The organism is Pseudomonas canadensis, from assembly GCF_000503215.1.
In the GTDB taxonomy this organism is placed as follows: Bacteria; Pseudomonadota; Gammaproteobacteria; order Pseudomonadales; family Pseudomonadaceae; genus Aquipseudomonas; species Aquipseudomonas canadensis.
The window spans coordinates 952,868-973,442 of the sequence record NZ_AYTD01000013.1; the positions used below are offsets into that span (position 1 = coordinate 952,868).

The following is a 20,575-nucleotide window of genomic DNA, read 5'->3' on the forward strand; positions in this document are numbered from 1 at the left end:
CTGTTTGAAGTTCAAAGTGGCCACCTAGAAAGGGAACAGCGGGCTAAGGAAGAAACGGTCGAACCAGCCCGGCTGGCTTGCATCAGCGAACGAACCTGTACCCGAGTAGGTGATGCGCGCATCGGCAATCCGCGTCGACGGCACCGTGTTGTCGGTGGAGATGTCATCGGCGCGGACCATGCCGGCAATGCGCACCAGCTCGTCGCCGGTGTTGAGGGTCATCCACTTTTCACCGCGCACGGCGATGATGCCGTTGGGCAATACGTCGGCCACGGTCACGGTGATCGAACCGGTCAGGCTGTTGCCCTGCCCTGCCGCGCTCTTGCCGTTGGTGGCACGATCGCCGCTGTAGCCGGCGCTGAGGCTGAGGTCGCCGTCACCCAATGGATTATTGGTGTTGGGCACCGCGCCGAACAACGAGGTCAGGCCGAGGTTGGCCTTGCTGGTCTTGCCGATCTGCGAGTTAGCGTTCTTGCTGGCCTGGGTGCGCTCGTTCAGGGTGATGGTGATGATGTCACCGACCCGGAACGCCTTACGGTCGCTGTACAGGTTCTGTTCGAAACCGGCCTGGTAGATCGAGCCATTGTTGGCGGCCGCTGGCAACGGTGTGCGTGGCAACACCGGCGCGTAGTACGGGTCATTGGGTTTTGGCGTCGGGGCGACACAGCCCGCGAGCACGGCAATCCCACTCAATGCCAGAACAGAAACATAGCGATTCATGACCCTTACCTCACGGTGTTGCAGGCGCCTCAAGAGCGCCCCATAGACTTGATTACAGATTCTGCGTTACGAACGAAAGCATCTGGTCGGCGGTGGAGATCACCTTGGAGTTCATCTCGTAGGCGCGCTGGGTGGTGATCATGTTGACCATCTCCTCGACCGTGCTCACGTTGGAGGTTTCCAGGGTGCTTTGCAGCGTGGTGCCGAAACCGTTCAAGCCAGGGGTGCCGATTTGCGGCGCGCCGCTGGAGGCGGTTTCCAGGAACAGGTTGTTGCCCATGGCTTGCAGGCCGGCCGGGTTGATGAAGTCGGCGGTCTGCAGGTTGCCGATCACTTGCGACGCGGGGTTGCCGGCCACGGTGATGGACACGGTGCCGTCGTTGCCGACGGTGAAGGTCTTGGCGTCTGCGGGGACGACCACGGCCGGTTCCAGGGCAAAGCCGTTGGCGGTGACGATCTGGCCGTTGGAATCCAGGTGGAACGTACCGTCACGGGTGTAGGACGTGGTGCCATCCGGTTGCAGGATCTGGAAGAAACCACGGCCGTTGATGGCCATGTCCAGCGGCTGGCCGGTCTGTTGCAGGTTACCGGCGCTGAAGTTCTTCTGGGTGCCGACGATCTGCACACCGGTACCCAATTGCAGACCCGACGGCAGTTCGCTGTCCTGGGTGGACTGGGCGCCCGGCTGCTTCTTGATCTGATAGAGCAAGTCCTGGAACTCGGCACGGTCACGTTTGAAACCCGTGGTCGACACGTTGGCCAAGTTGTTGGAAATGGTGGTCAGGTTGGTGTCCTGGGCGGACAAACCTGTTTTGGCAACCCATAGAGCCGGAAGCATGCTGTTCTCCTTCGTGCGCCTGTTTGTTGGCGCTGCATCGCAAAATTAGTGAGTGGGCTGCAATCAGCTCATCTGCATGACGCGCGTCATGGCTTGGTCGTCTTCCTTGGCGCTGTTCATCATCTTGATGTGCAGCTCGAACTGCTTGGAAAGCGCCAGCACCGCGGTCATTTCTTCCACCGCGTTGACATTGCTCGCCTGCAGGAAGCCCGAGGTCAGCGTGACCGTCGCGTCAGCCTGGGCCGGCTGGCCATCCTTGGTGTGGATAGTGCCGTCGAGGCCTTTATTCATGTTCTTCAGGTCCGGCTGGACCAGCTTGATGCGGTCCACTTCAGCCATCACGCGCGGGCCTTCACCCATGGCGCGGATGCTGATGGTGCCGTCGGCACCCACTTCAATTTTCTGCTGGGGCGGCACGGCAATCGGACCACCATTGCCCATGATCGGCATGCCGTTGCCGGCGCGCAGCACGCCCAATGCATCGACGTTCATGCTCGCGCTGCGTACATAGGCTTCGCTGCCGTCCGGGGTCTGCACAGCCATCCAGCCATTACCGCTGACGGCGACGTCCAGGTCACGGCCGGTCTCGATCATCGCGCCAGGAGAAAAGTCAGTGCCCGGGCGCTCAGTCAAGGCAAACGCCCGCGCCGGAAAGCTGTCACCGAACACCGGCATCGAACGTGCCTGCTCCAGGTCACGTTGGAAACCATTGGTGGAAATGTTCGCCAGGTTGTTGGCATGGGCCTTCTGCGCCAGAGCATTCTGGCTGGCGCCGGTCATTGCCACATAAAGGTACTTGTCCACGCTCTTTCCTCTTTCTGACGGACGCTTGCCGCCCACCGCTGTACTGATGAGGCTTAAGCAATTTGCGAACCAACTTTTGAAAAGAAGGTGAAGTACAGGCGGGGCGGGGGTTTGCCGTGAGGTGGAGAGATTTCTGGATTGAGCGCGAGTCGAAAAAACGGCGGACTACTGCCGCCTGCGGCAAACACATGTCTGGAAAACGACGAAGATCCGATTTGGGAGCGGGCTTGCTCACGAATGCGGTGGTTCACTCACTCATGTGTTGAATGACACACCGCATTCGCGAGCAAGCCCGCTCCCACATTTTGACCGCGTAGTGTCCGCGAATTATTTATCGGTCTTCAGGATTTCGTAATCGCGCAGTTTATTGGCGATGGTGGTGTGGGATACCCCCAGTCGCTTACCCAACTGCCGGCTGCTGGAATGCTCAGCGTACAAGACTTCCAACACCGCCTTCTCAAACCGCCCGACGATGTCATCCAGGCCACCCTCCAGCGAGAAATCGCCAAGCGGCTGACGCACGCCGTAATCCGGCAACCGGATATGTTCGGCCTTGACAGTCCCGCCGTCACATAACGACACCGCCTGGAACAACACGTTTTCCAACTGCCGTACGTTGCCCGGCCAGTGGTAGTGGCTAAGGCGATCCATGGCTGCTGGCGCCAGCTTGGGCAACGGGCAGCCGATCTGGCGACTGGCCTGGTCGAGAAAGTGATCAACCAGCGGCGCCAAACCATCGAGGCATTCGCGCAGCGGTGGAATATGTAGCGACAGCACGTTGAGGCGGTGATAAAGGTCCTGGCGGAATTCGCCACGGGCACACAGCTCGGACAAGTCCACCTGGGTCGCGCAGATCACGCGCACGTCCAGGTACACCTCTTCATCGCTGCCTACGCGTCGGAAGCATCCATCCTGCAAAAAACGCAGCAACTTCACCTGTAGCCGCGCGCTCATCTCCCCGACACCATCGAGAAACAACGTACCGCCCGCCGTCAGTTCCAATAGCCCCAACTTGCCTTCGGCCCGTGCGCCTTCGAATGCGCCGGGACCGTAGCCGAACAGCTCGGTCTCGGCCATCGACTCTGGCAAGCCCGCGCAATTAAGCGCCATCAACGGCGATTGCCCACGCGGGCTGGCCAAGTGACAGGCGCGCGCCAGCAGTTCCTTGCCGGTGCCGGTTTCGCCTTCTATTAATAGAGGCGCATCCAGCGGCGCCATGCGTCGGGCTTCGCGCACCACGGCGGCCATGACTTTGGAGCTTTGGAAGATGCTGTCAAAGCCACGCAGCTCCTGCTTGCGCACGTTGTAGATGCGCTCACCGACGCGGTCGGCGCGGTGCAGGGTCAGCACGGCACCGGCCATGGCCTCGCTGTCATCATGCTCGGAGGATTGCAGCGGCGCGATGTCCGCCAAGAACACGTCGCCCTTGACCTTGACCCGCAGACCGTTGATCCGCGATTTGCTCGCGCGCACCAGTTCCGGCAAGTCGAAGTCCTCGGCATACCGCGACAACGGAATGCCCGGCACCTCATCCACCCGTACCCCGAGCAACTGCGCCGCCGCGCGGTTGGCGGCGACGATAGAGCCGCCCATATCGATGGACAGTACCGGGAACTCCAGCGCGCCGAGCAGTGCATTGAGCTCCATATGCCGACGCTCGCTGGGCATCAGCCCTACCCTTTTGACGCCGAACACTCCGGCAATCGCCTCGAACTGCGGGCGCAGCGCCTGGAACTGCATGTTCACCAGATTCGGGCAAAACAGGTAGATGGCATTGCCATGCTCACCGCCGACCTCGCCCTTGGCGACGTTGACACCGTATTCCACCAACAGGTTGAGGATGTCCCGCAGGATGCCGATGCGGTTCTGGCAGTGCACTTTGATACGCATGAAGAGGCCCGAAAAGTGGGGAGGCGCCGCGTCTTTTTGTCGCTGGGCGCAGATAGTCGTCAAGATTATGTTACAGCTTGCAGGCTTTTCCCAGCCCAATGCAGCGGCCAGCCTCACAAGCGTAACGAATACTTTACGAAAAATGGTAAGTTTTCCTACGCAACGGCGTTTTAAACGAGTGGAATCCGGCCGCGCACGGGTTATCAATAAGCTCATCGCAGGACATAACAAGAACGAATGCCTAGCAGGAGAGCCGTATGAAGCAGACGCAGTACGTGGCCCGCGAGCCCGATGCGCAAGGTTTTATCCACTACTCACCGGAAGAACATGCGGTGTGGAACACCCTGATCACTCGCCAGTTGAAAGTGATCGAGGGTCGCGCCTGCCAGGAATACCTGGATGGCATCGACAAGCTCGGCCTGCCCCATGACCGCATCCCGCAATTGGGCGAGATCAACCAGGTGCTGGCCGAAACCACCGGCTGGCAAGTCGCCCGTGTGCCGGCGCTGATCCCCTTCCAGACGTTCTTCGAGTTGCTGGCCAACAAGCAGTTTCCAGTGGCGACGTTTATCCGCACCCGCGAAGAACTGGACTACCTGCAAGAGCCGGACATTTTCCATGAGATCTTCGGCCACTGCCCGCTGCTGACCAATCCTTGGTTCGCCGAATTCACCCACACCTACGGCAAGCTCGGCCTGGCGGCCACCAAGGAGCAACGCGTGTACCTGGCGCGCCTGTACTGGATGACCATCGAGTTCGGCCTGGTGGACACGCCCGAAGGTCGGCGCATCTACGGTGGCGGCATTCTGTCGTCGCCCAAGGAGACGGTGTACAGCCTGTCGTCCGAGCCCGAACACCAGGTGTTCGATCCACTGGAGGCGATGCGCACGCCGTATCGCATCGACATCCTGCAACCGCTGTACTTCGTCCTCCCCAACCTCAAGCGCCTGTTCGAAGTGGCCCAGGAAGACATCATGGGCATGGTGGAGCGCGGGATGCAGCTGGGTTTGCATGCCCCGAAGTTTCCCCCAAAACCCAAAGCTGCGTGAACCTTACATCTTGAGGCCAGGTGAGTCTGTTCCCTGGCCGCGCGTTGCTTTAGGGTGACGCTACTGATCTTCAAACACTCGAATTCAGGACACCATCATGACCACCTTGAACCAAGCCCACTGCGAAGCCTGCCGTGCCGATGCCCCTCAAGTCAGCGACGAAGAACTGCCGGTACTGCTCAAGCAGATCCCCGACTGGAACATCGAAGTCCGTGACGGTGTGATGCAACTGGAAAAGGTCTTCCTGTTCAAGAACTTCAAATTCGCCCTGGCCTTCACCAACGCCATGGGTGAAATCTCCGAAGCCGAAGGCCATCACCCAGGCCTGCTCACCGAGTGGGGCAAGGTCACCGTGACCTGGTGGAGCCATTCCATCAAGGGCCTGCACCGCAACGACTTCATCATGGCCGCGCGCACCGACGAAGTGGCCAAGGACGCCGAGGGCCGCAAGTAATGCATTTCGATGCCATTGGCCGCGTACCCGGCGACCCGATCCTCGGGCTGATGGACCTGTACGCCCAGGATGCCAACCCGAATAAGTTCGACCTCGGCGTGGGTGTCTATAAGGACGACCAAGGCCTGACGCCAATTCCACACTCGGTAAAACTGGCCGAACAGCGCCTGGTGGACACACAAACTACCAAGACCTACATCGGCGGCCACGGCAATGCGGCGTTCGGCAAGCTGATCAGCGAGCTGGTCCTCGGCGCGGACTCCGCGCTGATCCGCGAGCGACGTGCCGGCGCCACCCAGACCCCAGGCGGCACCGGCGCCCTGCGCCTGAGCGCCGACTTCATCGCGCAAAACCTGCCTGGTCGCGGCGTGTGGCTGAGCAACCCGACCTGGCCAATCCACGAAACGATCTTTGCCAAGGCCGGGATCCCGGTGAGTCATTACCCTTACGTGGGCGCTGACAACCGCCTGGATGTGGCGGCGATGCTCGCCACCCTGTCCAGCGTGCCCAAGGGCGACGTGGTGCTGCTGCACGCCTGCTGCCATAACCCGACCGGTTTCGACCTGTCCCAGGACGACTGGCGCCAGGTGCTGCAGGTCGTGCGCGAGCGCCAGTTGCTGCCACTGATCGACTTCGCCTACCAAGGCTTTGGCGATGGTTTGGAGCAGGATGCCTGGGCGGTGCGGCTGTTTGCGGCCGAGTTGCCGGAAGTGCTGGTCACCAGTTCGTGCTCGAAGAACTTCGGCCTGTACAGCGACCGTGTCGGCGCGTTGATCGTGTGCGCGGCGGATGCCGAGAAACTGACGGATGTGCGCAGCCAACTGGCCAACACGGCGCGCAACCTGTGGTCGACGCCCCCGGACCATGGTGCTGCGGTAGTGGCGACCATCCTGGGCGATGCCGAGCTGAAAACGCTATGGAGCAACGAGGTCGAAGCCATGCGCTCGCGGATCGCACACCTGCGTTCGGGCTTGGTTGAGGCGTTGGCGCCACACGGTCTGTCGGAGCGGTTTGCGCATATCGGGGCGCAGCGTGGGATGTTCTCCTACACCGGATTGAGTGCCGAACAGGTGAAGCAACTGCGCGAGAAACACAGCGTGTACATGGTGAGTTCGGGGCGGGCTAACGTGGCGGGGGCTGATGCCACGCGGTTGACGCTACTTGCCGAAGCCATCGCCGACGTTTGCCGCGACTGACACCTCACCCTGTAGGAGCCGGCTTGCCGGCGATGGCGCCCTCAACATTGCCATCGCCGGCAAGCCGGCTCCTACGAGGGAGGTTGTGTTTCAGCCAGCAACCATTTCGGCTTTGAGCTGCGCCTCCTTGGCCTGCGCATCCGCCAACCGATATAACTCGATACTCCCATCCCAGTGCTCGATCAACGCTGTGCACGACTCCACCCAATCTCCGCAGTTGAGGTAATCCACATCGCCCACCTTGCGAATCTCCGCATGGTGGATATGCCCGCACACCACACCATGCAACTCGCGCTTGGTCACCTCATGGGCGATGGCTTCTTCGAAATCGCTGATGAAGTTCACGGCCGTCTTGACCTTGTGCTTGAGGTACGCCGACAGCGACCAATAGCCATAGCCGTAGCGCGCACGCCAATGGTTCAGCCAGCGGTTCAGCGTGAGGGTGAACTCGTAGGCCGAGTCACCGAGGAACGCCAGCCAGCGGTGGTAGCGGGTGATCACGTCGAACTGATCGCCATGAATCACCAACAGATGCCGGCCATCGGCAGTCACGTGCACCGCTTCGTCCACCAATTGGATATTGCCCAGGATCAGCTTGGAATAACGACGCAGGAACTCATCATGGTTGCCGGTGACATAGATCACCTCGGTACCGCGCTTGGCCATGGTCAGCAGACGGCGGATCACGTTGGTATGGGCTTGGGGCCAATACATGCCGCCACGCAGTTTCCAGCCGTCGATGATGTCACCGACCAGGTAGACCTTGTCCGCGTGATAGCCCTTGAGGAACTGCGATAAATGTTCGGCCTGGCAATCCCGGGTGCCCAGGTGCACATCGGAAATCCACAGGGTACGAACCCGTTGCTTGCGGCTGGGCTTGGCGAACTCGGCACTGGTCATGGGCATCCCTCGACGGTGTTTTCGCGAGCTTGCGCTCTGGCGATTAATAGCCCATGACAACTGTGCGTCAGTCTGATGACAGCGCTCAGGGCCCGCAAACCGTTGTAGACTGCCAACTTGCCGCCCAGGAGACCGCAATGGGACCCACCCTCGCCCTACGCCACTACGTCGAAGCGCCCCTCGCCCACAGCCATGACCATGCGCAGCTGGTATTCGGCCTGTCCGGGCACCTGGACCTGGAGGTGGACGGCCGTGGCAGCCAAGTGCGCGAAAGCAGCGTGATGGTGCTGCCCTTCTCCGCCCACCATGCGTGCGGCAGTCGCGATGGTAGCCGCTGCCTGGTGCTGGATGTGCCCACTGAGCATTGGGTGCTGCAATCGTTGGGCGAGCATGCCGAGGCCAGTCGCCGTCTGCTCGACCAACCCACGCGGTTGGCCCTGGACACGCGGCAAAGCCAGTTGGTGCACTGGCTGGCGCAGAGCCCGGTGGATGACCCGCTGATCGTCCAGCAGGGCGCGGTGCTGTTACTGGCCAGCCTCAATCATCCGCTGGCTCAACCACTGCCGGGGCGGCGCCTTCCGTATGCGGCGTTCAATGCACATATCGAACGGCATGTTGCGCACCCACTGCAGGTGGCCGACCTGGCGCGTATCGCCGATCTGTCGGTGGCACGCCTGCACGCACGTTTTATGGCGGAATGCGGGCAAACACCGATGGACTACATCCGCAGCCGTCGCCTGCACATGGCCTTGGACCTGTTGCGCAAGACACCGCTGCCCATCGGTGAAATTGCCGATCGCGTCGGTTACGCCTCGCAAAGCGCCTTCGCCGCCGCGATGCTGCGAGAGTTTGGCGCCTCGCCGGGCGCTTTGCGTCGCAACCCGTAGAAAGAGTTTCGCGATAAACACCGCGAGCCGGGCGACAGACACCCACGCGGGCGACCCACTAGACTGCGTTTCTGTCACCCCCATGACTCAAGGATCGCAATGACTCCCCGTTCAGCCCTCGGCGCCCTGCATATCGGCGCATTGATGTTTGGCCTCACCGGCGTATTCGGCAAACTGGCGGCCGCCTCCCCGGCCATCATCGTCTTTGGTCGCGCCGTGTTTGCCGTAGTAGCACTGGCGGTATTCGCACGGTTCGCCAGCAGCACCGCCTGGAAAACCCTGGAACTGCGCGACTGGCGCCGGCTGCTGATCAGCGGCGTGTTGCTGGCAGCGCACTGGGTGACCTTCTTCATTGCCGTGAAAGTAGCCGGCGTGGCGGTTGCAACCTTGGGCTTCACCGCATTTCCGGCCTTTACCGTGATCCTCGAAGGGCTGATTTTCCGCGAACGCATTCGCGCCAACGAAGTGGTGCTGGTCGTACTGGTCAGCGTCGGCCTGGTGTTGGTTACCCCCGACTTCAACCTTGCCAGCGAAGCCACTGGCGGATTGCTCTGGGGGATCGCCTCGGGGTTGCTGTTTTCCCTGCTGTCACTGAACAACCGCGCCAGTTCCGGACGTATCCCGGCGGTGCAGGCAGCGCTGTGCCAGAACGTGGTGGTCGCCGTGTGCCTGTTGCCCGTGGCGGCGCCCGATCTGACAGAGGTGCGAGCAATTGACTGGCTGTGGATCGGTTTGCTCGGGGTGTTCTGCACGGGTCTGGCCCACAGCCTGTTTGTCGCAAGCCTCGCGGTGATCAAGGCGCGCACCGCTTCGGTGGTGTTTGCCATGGAACCGGTCTACGGCATCACCGCGGCCTGGCTGCTGTTTGCCGAAACCCCGACGTTGCGCATGCTGTTGGGCGGCGTGTTGATAATCGTCGCAATCGTGCTTTCCGGATTGATGGGCGGTGCCAGCCAGGCCAAACAGCCTGCGGCGACGGCCTGATCTATACTTTGAATATCCGCAACAGTCTGCAGTCGTTCAACGGATAACCGACAGCTCGATGACAGCCTGGGTATTTTCTGAAGTTGCTGCACGCGAGTGGTCACAACCTCAACGCGATGCGGGAGCTTTACCATGGAAATGCTCATCAATTTGTTAGTGCAGATCATCAGCGGCGCCGTTGGCGGCAACATTGCCGGCATGACCAAACAGAGCCTCGGGACCGGGCTCAATACCCTGATCGGCGGGGTCGGCGGGCTGGTGCTCGGCCAAGTCGTCGCGGCACTCACGGGCACCTCGGGCGGCGAAGCCCTGGACGTGGCGGCAGTGGGCAGCAACATTGTCGGCGGTGGTGTCGGCGGGCTGGTACTGACGTGGGTGATTGGCTTTATCAAGCAAAAGATGGCGGCCAAATAACCACCGTGTCACCGCCCCACGGGGCGGTGATTTTCACTGGGTGCGGTCGTTATGCCCCAGGTCACGCTGCGGGTCGATCTGGTCGCGTACGCGCTGCTTGAGCACCTTGGCCTCGGGAAAACCGCCGTCCGCCTTGCGCTCCCAAATCTGCACGCCATCACACGTGATACGAAACGCGCCGCCGGTGGCCGGTTCCAGCGCCACTTTGCCCAAATCATCGGCAAACGTGCTCAGCAGTTCCTGCGCCAACCACGCGGCGCGCAGTAGCCACTGGCACTGGGTGCAATAGGTGATGACGATCTCGGGTTTGATCGAAGACATAATTTGAGAGGCTCCAGGCGTAACGGGCTCGGCGGATCGAGTGGCTATAATAGCGGCCTTTATCGCCCAGCCTCGAGATTCATGATGCGCCGCCTGCTGTCCTGCCTGTTTCTGTGCCTGCTCCCCCTTATCGCCGACGCCGTTGAACCGCCACGCCCGAAAATCGGCCTGGTGCTGTCTGGCGGTGCCGCCCGCGGGCTGGCGCATATCGGCGTGCTCAAGGCGCTGGAGGAGCAAGGTATACAGATCGATGCGATTGCCGGCACCAGCATGGGCGCGGTGATTGGCGGGCTGTACGCCTCGGGCTACAAGATCGATGAGTTGGAAAAACTGGCGCTGAGCATCGACTGGCAACAGGCACTGTCCGACGCACCGCCTCGGGAAGACGTGCCGTTCCGGCGCAAGCAGGATGACCGGGATTTCCTGGTCAAACAGAAACTCAGCTTTCGCGACGATGGCAGCCTGGGCCTGCCACTGGGCGTAATCCAAGGCCAGAACCTGGCGTTGCTGCTGGAAAGCATGTTCGCCCACAGCAGCAACACGCGTAACTTCGACAAGCTGCCGATCCCCTTTCGCGCGGTGGCGACCGATATCACCACCGGCGAGAAAGTGGTGTTCCGCAAGGGTCATCTGCCCCAAGTGATCCGCGCCAGCATGTCGATCCCGGCGGTCTTCGCGCCAGTGGAGCTGGACGGCCGGCTGCTGGTGGACGGCGGCATGACCGATAACATCCCGCTGGATGTGGCGCGGGAAATGGGCGTGGATATCGCTATCGTCGTCGACATCGGCACCCCGCTGCGTTCACGCAAACAACTGGCGACGGTGGTGGACGTACTCAACCAATCGATCACCCTGATGACCCGGCGCAACTCCGAAGAGCAGCTCAAAGACCTGCACCCCAAGGACGTGCTGATCCAGCCGCCCCTCGCCGCCTATGGCGTAACTGATTTCGGCCGCGCCAAGGACATGATCGATGCCGGTTACCGCGCTACCCGCGCCCTCGACACGCGCCTGGCCCACCTGCGCCCCGCAGAGCCGATCGACCCGCAACTGGTAGCCGCCCGCACACCCGGCGAACGCACGCCGGTCATCACCGCCATCAACGTGGAAAACGACTCGAAAGTCAGCGACGACGTGATCCGCTACTACATCCGCCAACCCCTGGGCGAGCCGCTGAACCTGGGCCGCCTGCAATCGGACATGGGCACCTTGTACGGCCTGGATTACTTCGAGCAGGTGCAATACCGCGTGGTGAAAAAGGGCCAGGACAATACCTTGGTCATCAGCGCGCGCGGCAAACGCAGCGGCACCGACTACCTGCGCCTCGGCCTGAACCTGTCAGATGACATGCGTGGCGACAGCGCCTTCAACCTCGGCGCCAGCTACCGCATGAACGGTATCAACCGCCTCGGTGCCGAATGGCTGACGCGGGTGCAGATAGGTGATCGCCAAGAGCTGTACAGCGAGTTCTATCAGCCTATGGACACCGGCTCGCGTTACTTTGTCGCGCCGTACATCAGCGCCCAGGCACAGAACGTCGAGCTGATCCTGGACAACGACCCCATCTCCGAATATCGCCTGGAACGCTACGGTTTCGGCTTGAACGTCGGACGGCAGATCGGCAACAGCGGCGAGATCCGCTTCGGCGTCGGCGAAGCCTGGGGCAAGGCGGATGTGCGCATCGGTGACAGGGATTTGCCCAGCGTGAGTTTCAGCGAAGGCTTCTATGAACTGAAGTACTCCTTCGATTCCCTGGACAACGTGTACTTCCCCCACACCGGCGAAGACATCGGCCTGGCCTACCGCGAGTTCGAACCCGGCCTGGGCTCGGACCAGCGCTACCGTCAGTGGGAGTTCAAGCTCGACAAAGCCATGAGCCGCGGCCCGGACACCTTGGTACTGGGCGGGCGCTACGGGCGCACCCTGGATGATTCGGACGTGGTGATTTCCAGCTTCCTGCTGGGCGGTGCGCGGCAGTTGTCGGGCTTTCGCCAGGACGCGATCTCGGGGCAGAACATCAGCCTGATGCGCGCGGTGTACTACCGCAGGCTCACACCGCGTTCGTACCTGCCGCTGGATTTCCCGCTGTACCTGGGTGCGTCACTGGAACGCGGCCGGGCGTGGAACAACGACAATGAATTCGACAGCGGCTACATCAACGCGGCGAGTATTTTCCTGGGCTTTGATACACCGTTGGGGCCGCTGAATTTCAGTTATGGGTTCAATGATGATAATCAGAAGGCGGTGTATCTGAACCTGGGGCAGACGTTCTAAACGTCTTACGCTGAACCCGACGGCTAAACGCGCTTGATGTGGTGAGCGGGCTACACCCGCGCTGGGCTGCGAAGCAGGCCCATTGCGGTCACCGCGTTTTTTCCGTGAGAAATTAGTCGCCTGTTTTTGGGGCCGCTTCGCGCCCCAGCGCGGGGCAAGCCCGCTCACCACAACAGCCCGCTCACCAGACGAAGCCCGCATGCCACAGCAAGCAGCGCGCCGGGTATTCCTCAGGATTTCTCCAGATTCGCCAGGATGTGCCCATGCACGCGCATGCACACGCTCAAATCAGCTTCATCCACTCCCACGAACAGCTCATGCCGTAGCGCGGTAGCGATGGTTTCGATTTGTTCGATCAGCGGCCGGGCGGTATCGCACAGCAGGATGCGCTTGGCACGGCGGTCTTCCACCACGGCCTGGCGTTGCACCAGGCCCTGGCCTTCTAGGCTGTCCAGCAGGCGGGCCAGGGTTGGCCCTTCAACGCCGACGCTTTGCGCCAGCTCACGCTGGGTGGGTGCTTCTTCAAAACGAGCGAGGTGCAGCAGCACCAGCCAGCGCGCCTGGGACAGGCCAAGCCCCGCCAGCCGGCGATCCAGCTCGGCGCGCCAACCACGGGACATTTGCGCCAGTTGCATGCCAAATCGGTGTTGATCGGTTAACGGCATAAAAAACTCATGTTTAAGACTGAAAATAAAGTGTGGCTAATTATTAGTCAGCTAAGCATGAGCTTTGCCCATAGGCAAGAGTTGCTATGTACTGATTCGTTACATTGTCGTAATTGGCGCACTAAATCTCGAATTCAGACTGCAAAGCCGCCCGCACGCAGTACAAGACACCTTCAGGAACACGCCCCGTAAACAGCGGTGCAATCTCCGCAACAGGTGGCAATTCGCCCTCTCCGTCCAGGAACGCATCCTGGATTTCGCCGAGCAGATCCTCTGGCAAATCAAGCGCCTGCTCCAACGACAACTGCTGCTTGCCGATGGATTCGGCAAGCAAGGTGTAGACGTTCTTCTCCGAGCATTGCAACTGGCCGGCGATCTGGATCGGGGTCATGCCAGCGCGTGCCAGGCTGATTAGTTCATGGCGAATATCGGCGACTTCCTTCGGTGCTTCGGCCTGGCCGCCGAGCACTTCGAGGAACGCCTGGCCGTAGCGCTCCAGCTTGCGTGCACCGACGCCGCTGACCCTGGCCATTTCCGACATAGTCGTAGGTTGCTCGCGCAACATCTCCAACAGCGTCGAGTCGGGGAAAATAACGTACGGCGGCACGCTGTGTTCCTGGGCCAGTTTGCGGCGCAGGGTGCGCAGGGCTTCCCACTGTTCGCGTTCTTCGCCACGTACAAGCTGACTGGCCTGGCTGGTGCTGGTCTTGGCGGTAGTCTGCGGCTTGAGGTCGCGGCGCAGCTCCAGCGTCACTTCCCCCTTGAGCAGCGGACGACAACTGTCGTTCAAGCGGAGGCCGCCGTACCCTTCGATGTCGATATCCACCAGGCCGCGCGCCACCATCTGCCGGAACAGCGAGCGCCACTCGCCTTCGGCGCGGGCCTTGCCGACGCCGTAGACCGAGAGTTTTTCATGGCCGAAGCTGCGTACTTTCTCGTTGTCCTTGCCCAGCAACACATCCACCAAGTGACCGACGCCATAACGCTGGCCGGTGCGATAGATGGCGGACAAACCCTGGCGTGCCGGCTCGGTGGCGTCCCAAGTCTGCACGCCGTCGGTGCAGTTATCACAGTGGCCACAGGGTTCGGGCATGTCTTCGTCGAAATACGCCAGCAAGGTCTGGCGGCGGCAGCGAGTCTCTTCGCACAGCGAGAGCATGGCGTCGAGTTTGTGCTGCTCCAGGCGCTTGTGGCGCTCGTCGCCCTCGGAGTTCTGCAACATCTGCTTGAGCATCACCACGTCTTGCAGGCCGTAGACCATCCACGCATCCGCCGGCAAACCGTCACGGCCGGCACGCCCGGTTTCCTGGTAGTACGCCTCAAGGGATTTGGGCAGGTCCATGTGCGCAACGAAGCGCACGTTGGATTTGTCGATGCCCATGCCGAACGCGATGGTGGCGACCATGATCAGGCCTTCCTCGTTGAGGAAGCGCTTCTGGTGAGCCGAACGCGTGTCGTTGGGCAGGCCGGCGTGATAGGGCAGCGCCGGGTAGCCTTGCTCGCAGAGAAACGCAGCCACTTCATCGACCTTCTTGCGCGACAGGCAATAGACGATGCCCGCATCGCTGCGTCGCTCGGAAAGGAACGCCAGCAACTGTTTGCGCGGCTGCTCCTTGGGCACGATGCGGTAGAAAATGTTCGGTCGGTCGAAGCTCGACAGGAAGCGCTCGGCGTTCTGCAGGTGCAGGCGCTCGACGATTTCTTCGCGGGTACGCTTGTCGGCAGTGGCGGTCAGCGCAATACGCGGCACATCGGGAAACAGCTCCGCCAATTGGCCGAGCTGCAAATACTCGCGGCGGAAGTCATGACCCCATTGGGAGACGCAATGGGCTTCATCGATGGCGAACAGGGCGATTTCCAGGCTCTGTAAAAACGCCAGCATGCGCGGCTGCACCAGACGCTCGGGCGCCAGGTACAGCATCTTCACTTCACCGCGCTTGATGCGAGCGGCGAGGTCACGCTGCTGTTCGGCACTGAGGGTGGAGTTCAACGATGCGGCGGCGACACCCAGCTCTTCCAGGGTTGCCACCTGGTCGTCCATCAATGCAATCAAAGGCGACACCACCACGGCCAGGCCATTGCGCAACAGCGCCGGCACCTGGAAGCACAACGATTTACCGCCGCCGGTAGGCATCAGTACCAGTGCGTCACCGCCACTGGCCACGCGCTCAATGATCGCACCCTGGCGGCCACGAAAACTGTCGTAGCCGAAGATGTCCTTGAGGACGCGTTGTGCCTGCTCGAGCATGTAAAACTCCAAAATAGTGCCGAAATCCCTCTGTACAGGCTGGCCGAAAAAAACCGCTTTCACGGGAAATAATCCGTAAGCGAAGTTTTCGCGCACTGGGCTTGGCCTGCAAGGGCATCACAAAACGCGGCAGTATACCCGAGCGTTACCCGCCAAAGGGCGCCACTGACGAATAGCGGGCGCTATCTAAAACCTGGCAAATATGCAGTGTGGCTGGCCTGTGCGCTCAAGAAAGCCTAGAATTCAGCATCGTTTATTCCCAAGGTAGTCCTTCAATGTCCTTCGCTGAGCAACTAACCCGCCTGCAAGCCTTCCTCGACGCCGATGAGCTGCATGACGAGGCGCTGGACTACGTGGCCGCCCACGGCTACCTGACCGCCCTGTCGATCTGCTCCGACGTCGTCCCCGACCGTGAATGGATCGATGCACTGTTCGCCGAAGAGCCGCACTACGCCGATGCTGCCCAACGCGAAGAAATCGAATCCACCCTGCTGGCCCTCAAGGCCCACATCGGTCGCCAACTGGCCTCCGACGAGGAATTCGAGCTGCCATGCGAACTGGACCTGGGCGAAGAACCGGATGATTCCGACCTGCGCGGCTGGTGCATCGGCTTCATGGAAGGCGTGTTCCTGCGCGAAGCCGCCTGGTTTGAAACCGCCGAGGAAGAAGTCAGCGAAATGCTGCTGCCGATCATGGTCGGTTCGGGCTTGTTCGACGACCAGCCTGAGTTCGCCGACATCGCTGCCGACGCCAACCTGATGGACGACATGATCGTTCAGATCCCGGAAGCCCTGACCGCGCTGTACCTGCTGTGCAACGCACCTGACGAAAAACCGGCGATCCTCAAGCCACGTCACCACTAAGTCGCTTGCCCGTGACACCCATGGGCAATCGCTCTCTGCTCCTGCGCTACCTGCTCCAGGCCATCGGCTGGCTCAGTGTAGCGTTGGGGGTGATCGGCATTTTCCTACCGGTATTGCCGACTACGCCATTCCTGCTGCTCGCCGCCGCCTGCTTCGCTCGAAGCTCCCCGCGTTTCTACCATTGGCTGGTGCAACACCCGCGCTTGGGGCCGTGGATCCGTGACTACCTGGATGGCAATGGTATTCCCCTCAAAGGCAAGGTCTACGCCATCGGTTTGATGTGGCTGAGCATTGGCGTGTCCTGCTACCTGGTGCCACTGCCGTGGGCGCGCGGGTTCATGCTGACCAGCGCGGTACTGGTGACGGTCTATATCCTGCGCCAAAAGACCCTGCGACATAAGAACCCACACGACCTTGGTCGACACTGACTAACCCCAGGCATTCTGCGAGACTGTCCAACCGGGCCTGGAATGCCTGGGTGTTCTTATGTGCGGAGTTACCATGACGTTGTCCAGCGGGCTGATCGCCGCCGTTGCCCTGGCCTATATGGCCATTATGTTTGCCATCGCCTTCTACGGTGACCGCCGCCGCGCGCCATTGCCGCCGCGCATGCGCGCCTGGGTGTACAGCCTGTCGCTGGCTGTTTACTGCACCAGCTGGACATTCTTCGGCGCTGTAGGTCAGGCTGCCGAGCAGCTGTGGGCATTTTTACCGATCTACCTGGGACCGGTACTGTTGCTGGTGCTGGCCCCTTGGGTGCTGCAGAAGATGATTCTGATCAGCAAGCAGGAAAACATCACCTCCATTGCTGACTTTATTGCCGCGCGCTACGGCAAGTCCCAATCCTTGGCCGTGGTGGTTGCACTGATCTGCCTGGTCGGCGTGCTGCCTTATATTGCCCTGCAACTCAAAGGCATCGTGCTGGGGGTCAACCTGCTGATCGGTGCCGGGGCCGACACCACGGGCACCCGCGCCCAGGACACCGCGCTGATCGTGTCGCTAGTGCTGGCGCTGTTCACCATTGTGTTTGGTACGCGCAATCTCGATGCCACGGAACACCACCGTGGCATGGTGCTGGCGATTGCCTTTGAATCGCTGGTCAAGCTGTTTGCGTTTCTGGCGGTCGGCGCGTTTGTGACCTACGGCCTGTACGACGGTTTCGGCGACCTGTTCAGCCAGGCCATGCTCGCGCCACGGCTGGAGGAATACTGGAAAGAGACCGTCAACTGGCCCTCCATGGTGGTGCAGACCGGCGTGGCCATGATGGCGATCATCTGCCTGCCCCGGCAATTCCACGTCACGGTGGTGGAGAACATCGACCCCCAGGACCTGCGCCTGGCTAAGTGGGTATTTCCCGCCTATCTGATTCTTGCCGCACTGTTTGTAGTACCGATCGCCTTGGGCGGCAAGATGATGCTGCCCAGCTCGGTACTGCCGGACTCCTACGTGATCAGCCTGCCGATGGCCGAAGCTCATCCCGCGCTGGCCGTGCTGGCATTTATCGGTGGCGCATCAGCCGCCACCGGCATGGTCATCGTGGCGAGCATCGCCTTGTCGACCATGGTGTCCAACGACATGCTGCTGCCCTGGCTGCTGCGTCGTTCCAGCGCCGAGCGGCCGTTCGAAGTGTTCCGCCACTGGATGCTGTCGGTACGCCGGGTGAGCATCGTGATCATTCTGTTGCTGGCCTACGTCAGCTATCGCTTGCTGGGCTCCACCGCGAGCCTGGCGACCATCGGCCAGATCGCCTTTGCCGCCGTGACCCAACTGGCTCCGGCCATGCTCGGTGCGCTGTATTGGAAACAGGCCAACCGACGCGGGGTGTTCGCCGGGCTGGCAGCCGGTACTTTCCTGTGGTTCTACACCTTGGTCCTACCGGTGACGGCGAAAAGCCTGGGCTGGTCCCTCAGCCTTTTCCCTGGGCTGACGTGGATGCATTCCCACCCGCTGGGCCTGTCCGTCACCTCGTTGACCTTGGGCACCGTGTTCTCCCTGGCGGGTAACTTCACGCTGTTTGTGTGGGTGTCGATGCTGTCGCGCACGCGGGTTTCCGAGCACTGGCAAGCCGGACGTTTCATCGGTCAGGAAATCAGCCAACGCGCCAGCGCTCGCTCGATGTTGTCGGTGCAAATCAGCGACTTGCTCAGCCTGGCGGCGCGCTTTGTCGGTGAAGAGCGCGCCCAGCAAAGCTTTATCCGCTTCGCCTATCGCCAAGGCAAAGGCTTCAACCCTAACCAGAATGCCGACAATGATTGGATCGCCCACACCGAGCGGCTATTGGCTGGCGTGCTGGGGGCATCTTCGACACGTGCCGTCGTAAAAGCTGCTATCGAAGGGCGGGAAATGCAGCTGGAAGACGTAGTCCGCATCGCCGACGAAGCGTCGGAAGTGCTGCAATTCAACCGCGCGCTGCTACAAGGCGCCATCGAGAACATCACCCAGGGCATCAGCGTAGTCGACCAGTCCCTCAAACTGGTGGCCTGGAACCGGCGTTATCTTGAGCTGTTCAATTACCCGGACGGGCTGATCAGCGTCGGCCGACCGATTGCCGACATCATCCGCTACAACGCCGAACGCGGGCTGTGCGGGCCGGGCGAGGCCGAAGTGCATGTGGCGCGACGCCTGCATTGGATGCGCCAAGGCCGTGCGCACACCTCCGAGCGCTTGTTCCCCAATGGTCGGGTGATCGAGCTGATCGGCAACCCGATGCCCGGGGGCGGTTTTGTTATGAGTTTCACCGACATTACCGCGTTCCGCGAAGCCGAGCAGGCGCTCACCGAGGCCAACGAAGGTTTGGAACAACGGGTGACCGAGCGTACCCATGAACTGTCGCAACTCAATGTGGCGCTCACCGATGCCAAGGGCGTGGCCGAGTCCGCCAGCCAGTCGAAGACGCGTTTCCTGGCGGCCGTCAGCCATGACCTGATGCAACCCTTGAATGCCGCACGGCTGTTTTCCGCTGCCCTCTCCCACCAGCACGACGGACTGTCCAGCGAAGCCCGGCAATTGGTGCAGCACCTGGACAGCTCACTGCGCTCTGCCGAAGACCTGATCAGCGACCTGCTGGATATCTCACGCCTGGAAAACGGCAAGATCAATCCGCAACGCCAGCCGTTTGTACTCAACGAACTGTTCGACACCTTGGGCGCAGAGTTTAAAGCGCTGGCCCAAGAGCAAGGCTTGCGTTTCCGCCTGCGCGGCAGTCACTTGCGCGTCGACAGCGACATCAAGTTGCTGCGGCGCATCCTGCAGAATTTTCTCACCAACGCTTTCCGTTATGCCGACGGCCCAGTGCTGCTTGGCGTACGCCGACGCAAGGGCGAGCTGTGCCTGGAAGTGTGGGACCGTGGCCCCGGTATCCCGCTGGATAAACAGAAGGTGATCTTCGAAGAATTCAAGCGCCTGGACAGCCACCAGACCCGCGCGGAGAAAGGCCTGGGGCTGGGCCTGGCAATCGCCGACGGCTTGTGTCGGGTGCTCGGCCATCGGTTGAGCGTGCGTTCATGGCCAGGCAAAGGCAGCGTGTTCAGCGTGCGTGTGCCGTTGGCGCGCAACCAGGCCAGCCCGCAGGTCAAGACGCCACAGGAAACCGGACTGCCGTTGAGCGGTGCACAGGTGCTGTGTGTGGATAATGAAGAGAGCATCCTGATCGGCATGCGCAGCCTGTTGACGCGCTGGGGCTGTGAAGTGTGGACCGCCACCGACCAGGCGCAATGCGCGGCGTTGCTCGCCGACGGTGTGCGCCCGCAACTGGCACTGGTGGACTACCACCTGGACCATGGCGAAACCGGCACTGAGCTGATGGGCTGGTTGCGCGCGCAATTGGCCGAGCCGATTCCCGGCGTGGTGATCAGCGCCGACGGCCGACCGGAAATGGTGGCCGAAGTGCATGCGGCGGGGTTGGATTACCTGGCCAAGCCGGTGAAGCCTGCAGCGTTGCGGGCACTTTTAAGCAGACACCTACCTCTGTAGGAGCGAGCTTGCTCGCGAAGAACGCACAGGCAACACGGTCATTCAAAACGCCCGCGTTATCGTTGACGTTTTTCGCGAGCAAGCTCGCTCCTACAA

Annotated in this window: 18 protein-coding genes; 10 read left to right on the top strand and 8 right to left on the bottom strand. The window is 61.3% G+C overall.

The window, feature by feature from the left end:
- Positions 1-24: 24 nt before the first annotated feature.
- The 4 genes from flgH to U367_RS0113260 form a co-directional block, all read right to left on the bottom strand.
- Positions 25-720 (bottom strand): flagellar basal body L-ring protein FlgH, encoded by a 696-nt coding sequence (gene flgH / locus U367_RS0113245; protein ID WP_028617341.1) that lies wholly within the window; start codon positions 718-720, stop codon positions 25-27.
- 52 nt (positions 721-772) lie between these two features.
- The gene (gene flgG, locus U367_RS0113250; protein ID WP_005790105.1) at positions 773-1,558 is read right to left on the bottom strand and encodes a flagellar basal-body rod protein FlgG; all 786 of its coding nucleotides are present in this window, start codon (positions 1,556-1,558) and stop codon (positions 773-775) included.
- Positions 1,559-1,621: 63 nt separating this feature from the next.
- Entirely contained in the window at positions 1,622-2,362 is a 741-nt protein-coding gene (locus tag U367_RS0113255) for a flagellar basal body rod protein FlgF (RefSeq protein ID WP_015885209.1), read from the bottom strand.
- Positions 2,363-2,689: 327 nt separating this feature from the next.
- The gene (locus U367_RS0113260) at positions 2,690-4,252 is read right to left on the bottom strand and encodes a sigma-54-dependent phenylalanine hydroxylase transcriptional regulator PhhR (protein ID WP_028617342.1); all 1,563 of its coding nucleotides are present in this window, start codon (positions 4,250-4,252) and stop codon (positions 2,690-2,692) included.
- A gap of 257 nt (positions 4,253-4,509) precedes the next feature.
- Between U367_RS0113260 and phhA the strand changes: the two genes are divergently transcribed.
- The 3 genes from phhA to U367_RS0113275 all read left to right on the top strand — a co-directional run bounded on the left by phhA (position 4,510) and on the right by U367_RS0113275 (position 6,951).
- Complete coding sequence (gene phhA, locus U367_RS0113265; protein ID WP_028617343.1) at positions 4,510-5,301, top strand: phenylalanine 4-monooxygenase; 792 nt, start codon at positions 4,510-4,512, stop codon at positions 5,299-5,301.
- 97 nt (positions 5,302-5,398) lie between these two features.
- Positions 5,399-5,755, top strand: a complete 357-nt coding sequence (locus tag U367_RS0113270) for a 4a-hydroxytetrahydrobiopterin dehydratase (RefSeq protein WP_010208721.1) — start codon at positions 5,399-5,401, stop codon at positions 5,753-5,755.
- Positions 5,755-6,951 (top strand): amino acid aminotransferase, encoded by a 1,197-nt coding sequence (locus tag U367_RS0113275; protein ID WP_028617344.1) that lies wholly within the window; start codon positions 5,755-5,757, stop codon positions 6,949-6,951. The genes U367_RS0113270 and U367_RS0113275 overlap by 1 nt, the downstream gene beginning before the upstream one ends.
- Before the next feature lie 90 nt (positions 6,952-7,041).
- Here U367_RS0113275 and U367_RS0113280 read toward each other — a convergent pair whose 3' ends face one another.
- Positions 7,042-7,851, bottom strand: coding sequence for a UDP-2,3-diacylglucosamine diphosphatase (locus U367_RS0113280; RefSeq protein WP_028617345.1), 810 nt, complete (start codon positions 7,849-7,851; stop codon positions 7,042-7,044).
- 137 nt (positions 7,852-7,988) lie between these two features.
- Between U367_RS0113280 and U367_RS0113285 the strand changes: the two genes are divergently transcribed.
- The 3 genes from U367_RS0113285 to U367_RS0113295 all read left to right on the top strand — a co-directional run bounded on the left by U367_RS0113285 (position 7,989) and on the right by U367_RS0113295 (position 10,136).
- Complete coding sequence (locus U367_RS0113285; RefSeq protein WP_028617346.1) at positions 7,989-8,738, top strand: AraC family transcriptional regulator; 750 nt, start codon at positions 7,989-7,991, stop codon at positions 8,736-8,738.
- 99 nt (positions 8,739-8,837) lie between these two features.
- Entirely contained in the window at positions 8,838-9,722 is an 885-nt protein-coding gene (locus U367_RS0113290; protein ID WP_028617347.1) for a DMT family transporter, read from the top strand.
- 132 nt (positions 9,723-9,854) lie between these two features.
- Positions 9,855-10,136 (top strand): hypothetical protein, encoded by a 282-nt coding sequence (locus U367_RS0113295; protein WP_016976544.1) that lies wholly within the window; start codon positions 9,855-9,857, stop codon positions 10,134-10,136.
- Between the two features lie 33 nt (positions 10,137-10,169).
- Here U367_RS0113295 and U367_RS0113300 read toward each other — a convergent pair whose 3' ends face one another.
- On the bottom strand, positions 10,170-10,457 hold the full coding sequence (locus tag U367_RS0113300; protein ID WP_028617348.1) for a SelT/SelW/SelH family protein: 288 nt from the start codon (positions 10,455-10,457) through the stop codon (positions 10,170-10,172).
- An 84-nt stretch (positions 10,458-10,541) separates the two neighbouring features.
- Here U367_RS0113300 and U367_RS0113305 point away from each other — a divergent pair, with 84 nt between their 5' ends.
- On the top strand, positions 10,542-12,731 hold the full coding sequence (locus U367_RS0113305; RefSeq protein WP_028617349.1) for a patatin-like phospholipase family protein: 2,190 nt from the start codon (positions 10,542-10,544) through the stop codon (positions 12,729-12,731).
- Between the two features lie 230 nt (positions 12,732-12,961).
- On the opposite strand, the gene U367_RS0113310 is transcribed toward U367_RS0113305, so the two are convergent.
- Entirely contained in the window at positions 12,962-13,396 is a 435-nt protein-coding gene (locus U367_RS0113310; RefSeq protein WP_028617350.1) for a MarR family transcriptional regulator, read from the bottom strand.
- 121 nt (positions 13,397-13,517) lie between these two features.
- On the bottom strand, positions 13,518-15,644 hold the full coding sequence (gene recQ / locus U367_RS0113315) for a DNA helicase RecQ (protein ID WP_016976542.1): 2,127 nt from the start codon (positions 15,642-15,644) through the stop codon (positions 13,518-13,520).
- A gap of 275 nt (positions 15,645-15,919) precedes the next feature.
- Between recQ and U367_RS0113320 the strand changes: the two genes are divergently transcribed.
- The 3 genes from U367_RS0113320 to U367_RS0113330 all read left to right on the top strand — a co-directional run bounded on the left by U367_RS0113320 (position 15,920) and on the right by U367_RS0113330 (position 20,479).
- Complete coding sequence (locus U367_RS0113320) at positions 15,920-16,507, top strand: UPF0149 family protein (RefSeq protein WP_028617351.1); 588 nt, start codon at positions 15,920-15,922, stop codon at positions 16,505-16,507.
- A 20-nt stretch (positions 16,508-16,527) separates the two neighbouring features.
- Positions 16,528-16,935, top strand: a complete 408-nt coding sequence (locus tag U367_RS0113325) for a YbaN family protein (protein WP_028617352.1) — start codon at positions 16,528-16,530, stop codon at positions 16,933-16,935.
- 73 nt (positions 16,936-17,008) lie between these two features.
- Positions 17,009-20,479, top strand: coding sequence for a hybrid sensor histidine kinase/response regulator (locus U367_RS0113330; RefSeq protein WP_028617353.1), 3,471 nt, complete (start codon positions 17,009-17,011; stop codon positions 20,477-20,479).
- The last annotated feature ends 96 nt before the right edge of the window (positions 20,480-20,575 follow it).